The organism is uncultured Dialister sp. (assembly GCF_900541605.1).
Lineage (GTDB): Bacteria > Bacillota > Negativicutes > Veillonellales > Dialisteraceae > Dialister.
Map to the genome: position 1 here is coordinate 1 of NZ_UQKJ01000095.1, position 7,424 is coordinate 7,424.

9 protein-coding genes are annotated in these 7,424 nt (G+C 46.6%); 5 read left to right on the forward strand and 4 right to left on the reverse strand.

The window, feature by feature from the left end:
• The 4 genes from QZR21_RS06980 to QZR21_RS06995 all read left to right on the forward strand — a co-directional run.
• A partial coding sequence (locus QZR21_RS06980) for a hypothetical protein (protein ID WP_296974576.1) occupies positions 1-183 on the forward strand: 183 nt, incomplete at its 5' end.
• A gap of 26 nt (positions 184-209) precedes the next feature.
• Positions 210-1,124, forward strand: coding sequence for an RluA family pseudouridine synthase (locus QZR21_RS06985; RefSeq protein WP_296099821.1), 915 nt, complete (start codon positions 210-212; stop codon positions 1,122-1,124).
• Positions 1,117-1,929, forward strand: a complete 813-nt coding sequence (pgeF, locus tag QZR21_RS06990; RefSeq protein WP_296099824.1) for a peptidoglycan editing factor PgeF — start codon at positions 1,117-1,119, stop codon at positions 1,927-1,929. The genes QZR21_RS06985 and pgeF overlap by 8 nt, the downstream gene beginning before the upstream one ends.
• A 120-nt stretch (positions 1,930-2,049) precedes the next feature.
• Positions 2,050-2,682 (forward strand): SDR family oxidoreductase, encoded by a 633-nt coding sequence (locus QZR21_RS06995; protein ID WP_296099827.1) that lies wholly within the window; start codon positions 2,050-2,052, stop codon positions 2,680-2,682.
• A gap of 44 nt (positions 2,683-2,726) precedes the next feature.
• Here QZR21_RS06995 and QZR21_RS07000 read toward each other — a convergent pair whose 3' ends face one another.
• From QZR21_RS07000 to QZR21_RS07010, 3 genes are read right to left on the reverse strand one after another with little or no spacing between them, the layout of a single operon-like run.
• Positions 2,727-2,960: a hypothetical protein gene (locus QZR21_RS07000; protein ID WP_296099829.1), complete on the reverse strand. Its 234-nt coding sequence runs from the start codon at positions 2,958-2,960 to the stop codon at positions 2,727-2,729.
• Positions 2,953-3,666 carry a metallophosphoesterase gene (locus QZR21_RS07005; RefSeq protein ID WP_296099831.1) on the reverse strand — a complete coding sequence of 238 codons (714 nt, stop codon included), beginning with the start codon at positions 3,664-3,666 and terminating at the stop codon, positions 2,953-2,955. Before QZR21_RS07005 ends, QZR21_RS07000 begins: the two co-directional genes overlap by 8 nt.
• Positions 3,663-4,439 (reverse strand): DUF4931 domain-containing protein, encoded by a 777-nt coding sequence (locus QZR21_RS07010; protein WP_296099835.1) that lies wholly within the window; start codon positions 4,437-4,439, stop codon positions 3,663-3,665. The genes QZR21_RS07005 and QZR21_RS07010 overlap by 4 nt, the downstream gene beginning before the upstream one ends.
• A 266-nt stretch (positions 4,440-4,705) precedes the next feature.
• Here QZR21_RS07010 and QZR21_RS07015 point away from each other — a divergent pair, with 266 nt between their 5' ends.
• Entirely contained in the window at positions 4,706-5,527 is an 822-nt protein-coding gene (locus tag QZR21_RS07015; RefSeq protein ID WP_296099838.1) for an amino acid ABC transporter substrate-binding protein, read from the forward strand.
• A 312-nt stretch (positions 5,528-5,839) separates the two neighbouring features.
• Here the strand turns inward: QZR21_RS07015 and QZR21_RS07020 are convergent, their stop codons facing one another.
• Positions 5,840-7,315: an IS66 family transposase gene (locus QZR21_RS07020; RefSeq protein WP_296974584.1), complete on the reverse strand. Its 1,476-nt coding sequence runs from the start codon at positions 7,313-7,315 to the stop codon at positions 5,840-5,842.
• Positions 7,316-7,424: the final 109 nt, after the last annotated feature.

Below are 7,424 nucleotides of genomic sequence, written 5' to 3' on the forward strand. Positions count from 1 at the left end.
GTAGTTAAGCTCACAAACGCCGAAAGTACTTGGCTGGAAGCGGCCTGGGAGGATAAGAAGCTGCTGGTAAATAAAAGCGTCAACCATGGGGTTGGCGCTTTTTCTTTTTATCTATTTATGGACTTATGGTTTTTATTTTCCGGGTTTCCTATTAATGATAAAATAGGGGTAATAAACCTGTGATTTTTGATTTTTGGGATGTATGAAATATGGAATTACAATATGTTGTAACCGAGAAACACGATGGCCAGCAGCTCAAGGGGGTTGTAAAAGGACGACGTGAATTTTCTTCTTCCTTATGGAAAAGAATCAAGTGGACGGGCGAAATACTGGTGAATGGGGTCCCGGTTCATAATGCCCGCATGGTCCTTCATGCAGGAGATACAATAATTTTTCGATGGTCCGAGGATAATGACATTGTTCCCTCTGATATTCCTTTATCCATTATCTACGAGGATAAGGATATACTGATTGTTAATAAAGGACCGGGAATGATTATTCATCCCACATCCCGTGAGGCCCATGATACCCTGGTCAATGCAGTGGCCGGTTATTTTCACCGCAGCGGTGAAGACGCAGGTATACATCCCGTTTATCGGCTGGATCGAAATACAACCGGGCTTGTGGTGGTAGCCAAATCTGCCCTGGGGCAGTACGGTCTTTCAAAAAGCCATGATTCCATATATCGGGAATATCTGGCCCTGGTGGAAGGAAAGGTTGAACCATCTGAGGGATCTATTATTCGCCCCATTGGCCGTAAGCCGGGAAGCATTGTGGAATGGATGGTTCGGGAAGACGGGAAATGGGCAGGTACGGAGTATAGAGTACTGGCTGATTCCCCGGAAGTCAGTCTGTTAAGAATTCACCTGCTTTCCGGAAGGACACACCAGATTCGGGTACATTTTTCTTCTCTCGGTCATCCGCTCTTAGGTGATGATCTTTATGGGGGATCTGTGGTCCGAATCAGCCGGCAGGCTCTTCATGCTTTTTCTTTGTCTTTTATTCACCCGCTGACAGGAGAATCCATGCATTTTACCGCACCGGTACCGGAGAATATGAGCAGTCTGATCCGAAGTATCTGGGGTTCATTGGATATGATCAAGGAGGATAGGAGAAATGATTAAATCGAAAGAAGGCATTTCTTTTCTTACATTTTCTATTTTTCAGGGGCTGCCCCTGAAGGCGGCTGTTTCCTGCAGAATCGGCGGTGTCAGCATGTCTCCCTTTACTAGCCTTAATATGGGTCTTCATGTGGGAGACCATGTGGAAGATGTGCTTGAAAACCGTAAACGTTATTTCCGTGCTCTTGGCATAGATGAGAGTCGTCTGATCAACTGCTCACAGGTCCATGGTACTCATATAGAAAAAGTATCGGGAAAGGATTGCGGCCGCGGAGCATTGTCGTTAGATACAGCGATTCCGGATACCGATGGCCTGATTACTGGAGATTCAAACGTACCGCTTACCATGAATTATGCCGACTGTACGCCGCTTTTCTTCTACGATCCGGTAAAAAAGGCAGCAGCCCTGTCCCATGGAGGATGGCGGGGAACAGCGGGGAATATTGTAGGAAAAACCGTTGATTTCATGGTCTCTGAATTTGGCTGCAGCAGGAATACAATTCTGGGCGCCATTGGGCCTGCTATCGGTTTTCCAAATTTTGAGGTGGGCCAGGAAGTTATCGATGCCATGCGCCCACTTACGGAAGAAAATGAACTTTCTCGTCTTTACAGAAAAAAGAAAAACGGTAAATATCTTTTTGCCCTTGCAGAGATGAATCACTTTCTCATGAGAAAAGCCGGACTTCTGGAGGAGCACATTGAAGACTGCCATATGGATACTTGGGATAGGAACGATCTTTTTTATTCTTACCGCAGGGAAAAAGGAAGGACCGGGCGCCACATGGCGGTGCTCATGATGGAGCCATGAATAAATCTGTGGCCATTGTTACAGGAGCTTCGTCAGGACTGGGAGCGGAGTTTGTAAAGGAACTTTCCATCCAAAGAAAGGTGGATGAAATATGGGTGCTGGCCAGGCGAAAAGAAAAAAATGGAACTTTTAAAGGCCCAGGTATCTGTGCCTCTTCGCATTCTTGCACTTGACCTTCTTGACGATTCCACATTTAGGGTGCTGGAGGAAATACTCCAAAAAGAAAGGCCGTCTATTTCATTCCTCGTGAATAATGCGGGCCGGGGAAAGCACATATCCTTTGAAAAAGAGGCAGAAAAAGATATGGCAGGAATGATGGAACTTAATATGAATGTTCCGGTGAGGATGGTAAAACTCTGCCTTCCTTACATGGAAAGAGGTGCCCATATTCTCAATGTCTGTTCTGCTGCTGCCTTTGTTCCTCTGCCGGGACTTTCCGTTTACAGTGCTTCCAAAAGTTTTCTGCTGTCTTTCAGCCGGTCTTTGGGAAAGGAGCTGTCCGGCAGGCATATCACTGTCACCGCGCTGTGTCCTTATTGGATTGGGGATATGGAATTCATGGAGAACGCGGATGTCCATGAACATCCGGCAGGCGTCTTGAGAGCCTCTGAAACGGCAAGGCAGGGATTAAAAGACTGCTGCCGCGGTAAAAGCCTCTCTATTCCCGGGCCCATGGGAAAACTGACATACCTTGGAGGTCGGTTTTTACCCCTTTCATTTCTCCTGTTTATGAAGAAGGTATTTCATGCTTGAGCAGTACAATAAAAAACCTGTTTCCAAAATTGGAAACAGGTTTTTTATTGCATTGTATTTTTTCCAAACAGGGGATGTACAGTCTGCCGGAGGCTCCTTTTTTCAATAATTTCAAGGGCCCTATCCATAGGAACATCTTCTCGATGTCCATCTTCTTCATAGATGAGGAAAGGGTTGTCTGAGTCCAGTTCGCTGCCTGGAAGATAGACGTATTCCTTTGTCCGGCTGTCGCCATAAATGAAGCCGGCAAGCAGGCGGCTTTCAGTGAGTTTATGCATGGGAATCCTCCAGGTCACAGATGAAATGGGGCTTAAAATCGAGGTAATCCGCCGAGGTCAGGTGGAGGTGAATGCCTTCCAGTTCTTCCGGCAGATTGACGAAATTAGGGGATCCATGGATATGACCATAAATACAGTCCGTTACATGGTGGGCTTTCATGATTTCCAGCATATGGTTTGGCTTCTTCATCTCATCAAAAGGAGGATAATGAAGGACTGCCATGATACGGGGGACATTCATCTTTTCTGCCAGTTCCAGGGAACGCTCCATTCGGCCTTCTTCCCGAGCAATAATCGGCCTGTCTGCCTCTGTCAGTTTAGGTGAAGTTTCAGAAATCCATCCTCTTGTGCCCGCCAGGGCCACGCCGCCTACATCAATGGCGGAATTAAAAAGGAATTCAAAGGCTCCCTCCGTCATACGGGTCATTTTCGTTACTGTGTCCCACCAGTAATCATGATTTCCACGGCCAACAATTTTGCGGCCAGGCAGGGAGCCCAACATTTTCAGGTCTTGAATGGCATCGCTGATGTTCATGGCCCAGGACAGATCACCGGCCATGATGACCACATCGTCTTCATGAATCGTATCGAGCCAGGCGTTAATAATTTTTTCTCTATGGTTTTTCCAGTGATCCCCAAAAATATCCATAGGTTTCGTAGGGGGATCTCCGGACAGGTGAAAATCGCTGAATGCGTATAATTTCATCGAATTGCGGTTTCTCCAAAATATTTATCCGATGCCAGCATATCCATCATCCGTTTCTGGCTTTCCTTATCCATGACATGGGTAATGCGGTACCCCATGTACAGAGGACTTGCCGAATAACGGGGGAATATCTTGGCATTGATATGATGTTTGACGTGATAAAAGAAAATATTATAACTCGTGCAGGGCAGCGGAAAATCATTTAGGACGAACCGTGCTAGCTTCTGGATGGTATCTGCAAATTTTTCCGGAGAAGCATCTTTTTTTAGTGTCACATTCAGTTCCCCCATACAGCTAAGGGGGTAATCAGAAATCGTGGCATAGCAGTCTTCGTCTTCATGAACGACAGGGCCAAAGAAATTTTCACCCAAAAGATTGTCCCGGTAATCGTATTCTTCCAATCCAATAATCTGGGAATGGGGATGCCGCTGGGAACCACCGGACCCGGGGCCATAGTTCTTGAAATAAATGACCGATTTGAAACGACGGTCATTTTCCAGCTCCAGCCAGTGGGAAAGGCCAAAGGAAATGACATCGTGCAGCTTTTGGGGCTCATAGGTGGTCAGCTCTGCATTATGGTCAGCGGTCTCAATAATAACCGTAGGCCAGGTCTTTTCAAAAACGGGGAACTTGTTCATGAGCCAGATGATATCCCCTTTTTGTTCCAGTATGCCCGTCAGCTTTTCCGGATGGCAGAAAGGGCATACCTTTTGGGTACCGGAATGGGGTTTCCTGCTTCCGATAGCCAGGTTGAATGTTATAGGTGTATTCATAATTTTACCCTCAGCTTTCCTTTCTATTATAGCACAGGGAAATGCAGGAAATAGAGTACTCTCAATGTAAAATATCCGTAATAATCCGGGGCATCCGGTCAGGGTTTCACAGGGCGGTGGGTCATTTTTTTTCGTGGAAATGGGGAAATCATCGGAATGAAAAATTTTCATTCCGATGTTCCCTTGACAACGAGCGCAAAATTGAGTAATATATTGTCATAGCAGTTCTTTAACGAAATAAAGTAATAAAGAGAGGGGTAAGGATTATGAATCTGAAGAAAATGGTTATTGCAGGAGTTCTGGCACTGGGTGCCGCTGGTTTGATTGCCGGATGCGGCGGTGGGGACCAGAAGGCAGCAAGTACTGCAAAGTCGGCTGCTGCCGGAGCAAAGCCGACAAAGATTATTGCCGGTATGGATGATACATTTGCTCCTATGGGATTCCGCGATGACAGCGGCAACATTGTGGGCTTTGATATCGATATGGCCAAGGCCATTTCTAAAGAAATCGGCGTAGAAATTGAATTTAAGCCAATTGACTGGGCATCCAAGGAAACAGAACTCAATTCCGGCCGTATCGACTGCATCTGGAATGGCTTCACTATGACCCCGGAACGGCAGAAGAAGCTGGCCTTTACGAAACCCTACATGGATAACATCCAGGAATTCGTTGTGCTGAAAGATTCTCCTTACCAGTCCATGGCAGACCTGAAGGGAAAGAAAATCACTATTCAGGAAGCTTCTACGGCAGAAACTGCACTGAATCGGGATCCCCAGCTGAAGGCCTCCTTCGCAGAAGTGAAGGCTTACCCGGATCTTACTGCCGCATATATGGATCTGGAATCCGGCCGCTGCGATGCAGTACTGGCAGATACGGTACTGAATGAATACTACATGACAAAGAAACCGGATCAGTTCCGTGAATTGCCGGACCAGGTATCCAAGGATACATTTGCTATCGGTATCAAGAAAGACAACCAGGCACTGGTGGACCTCCTGAACCAGGGCATTGATAAAGTGATTGCCAATGGGGAAGCAGCAAAGATTTCTGAAAAATGGTTTGGCAAGGACGTTGTTCTTAAGAACTGAGAAGTTAGATAATCCATTCCTGCCCCTTTGAGCGGGAATCAGAAAGTCACCGGGGCAGGCTATGCTCCGGTGATTTTCAATTAAACGGACTATTGCAGTTAGAGCTGTTGGTATGCGGTGCTTACGGATAGAGTTACCAGCCCCGTGCGAGTGACTCTACACACAAGCATGCTGACCGCCAATCCCCAGCAGCTCGATAAACTGAAATTAGCAGTCACCTTTTGGAAAATTCTGTAAGCGCAAAATAAATGAGTGTATTGAAAAAGCCCGAAAGTTATAGAATAATCATACTATAAGCTTTCGGGCTTTATGTTATTTGCATGCTTCCTGCACTGCAGGGTTCCAAGGCATGTATTTCTCCAATACCTCCTCACCCTTTAGGTGCTCTTCATTGGGCATGCGGGTGAGTATGTAGATCAGGTACTTCTCCGGATCTATGTTATTGGCCTTACAGGTTTCAATTATACTGTAGACGCAGGCACTCGCCTCAGCCCCTTTGGGGCTCGCTGAAAAGAGCCAGTTTTTCCGGCCCACGGTAAAAGGACGTATGCTGTTTTCCGCAGTGTTGTTGGATATAGCACACCGGCCATCCTGCAGGTAGGCTTCAAGCTGCTCCTTGTTGGTCAGGGAGTAGTTCAGAGCATTGCTGATTCTGGATTTCGGAAGGACTTTGTCCCGGCTGTCTTCGGCCCACTTCCAGTAGGCTTTCAGCACAGGTACTTCCTTTTCAAGTCTTTGTGCCTTTCTTTCTTCAGGAGTAAGTTCACGCAGTTCTTTTTCAATTTCAAATAGTTTACGTATGTACCGCAGTCCCTTGCCAGCCAGGCTTACTGAAGTTTCATCCTGCTTTGCCGTTTCGGTTTCTACATACTTACGTCTTGCATGGGCCCAGCATAGGCAGCGGGTAACACCGGCTACCTGGTTATATCCGGAATAGTCATCCGTTTGGAGATAACCGGTAAATCCCTGGAGGAATTCGGATGCATTGGCACCTTTCCTGCTTTGCCGGTACTGGAACAGACGGATATTATGTAATGGTTCATACTCTCCGCTGGTAAAGACCCACATGTAGGATTTGCTGGTGTTCTTACGGCCTTTTTCATTGAGAACCTGCACCGGCGTCTCATCTGCGTGCAGATAAGGTTCTTTGAGAAGGAGGCCATGCATGTAATTCTGCAGTGGCTTCATGTATTCATTTGAAGAAATAATGATCCAGTTTGCCAGGGTAGCCCTGCTGAGAGGCAGCCCCAGCTGCTTCCATTCGCGTTCCTGACGGTTCAGCGGAACGGCCAGGCCGTACTTCTGCATCATCACATGGGCTATAGCTGAAGGGGAAGCAAAAGAATACGGAATAGGAGGCTTCGGCATAATTGGCTTCACAATATGAGGCTGGTCATTCTTGCGGCACTCCCTGCATTCATAAGCTTTCTGGTAGTAACGCTTGCAGATAAGCTTTGCCGGAATAAACTCAATCTGCGTATTAACAAGGGTCTTGCCTATAGGCGAGAGTATATGACCGCATATATCACAGACCTTCTGATCCTTATCCAGATCAATGTCTATGTTCTCAATGCAGTCTTCCGGGAGAGACTCTAAAAGTGTTTTTACGGAAGGTTTCCTTTTAGCTTTCCGTTCGTAGCCTTTAACTGTAGTCTTTTCCAGCTCCGGTTCTTTGACACTGGGATTGGCTTCTGTTTCGGCTTCGTTAAAGAGGCTGAGGTAGGCGTCATCCAAGTCCGGATCAGTTCGGCGTTCCGTTTTGGGGCCAAAGCGTGCCTGCTGAAGTATGTTTACTCTAGGGAAACGCTGATTTAATCAAGAAAATATCGCCAGAAAATGCATTTTCCTGTAAAATAGAGATAAAAGGTAAAAAGTGTCATGAAAGGCGGTATTCCCT

What these genes read in the sequence shown, in the direction of transcription:
- QZR21_RS06985 (WP_296099821.1), top strand. Translation starts at nt 210, where the DNA reads ATGGAATTACAATATGTTGTAACCGAGAAACACGATGGCCAGCAGCTC.
- pgeF (WP_296099824.1), top strand. Translation starts at nt 1,117, where the DNA reads ATGATTAAATCGAAAGAAGGCATTTCTTTTCTTACATTTTCTATTTTT.
- QZR21_RS06995 (WP_296099827.1), top strand. Translation starts at nt 2,050, where the DNA reads ATGGAACTTTTAAAGGCCCAGGTATCTGTGCCTCTTCGCATTCTTGCA.
- QZR21_RS07000 (WP_296099829.1), bottom strand. Translation starts at nt 2,960, where the DNA reads ATGCATAAACTCACTGAAAGCCGCCTGCTTGCCGGCTTCATTTATGGC.
- QZR21_RS07005 (WP_296099831.1), bottom strand. Translation starts at nt 3,666, where the DNA reads ATGAAATTATACGCATTCAGCGATTTTCACCTGTCCGGAGATCCCCCT.
- QZR21_RS07010 (WP_296099835.1), bottom strand. Translation starts at nt 4,439, where the DNA reads ATGAATACACCTATAACATTCAACCTGGCTATCGGAAGCAGGAAACCC.
- QZR21_RS07015 (WP_296099838.1), top strand. Translation starts at nt 4,706, where the DNA reads ATGAATCTGAAGAAAATGGTTATTGCAGGAGTTCTGGCACTGGGTGCC.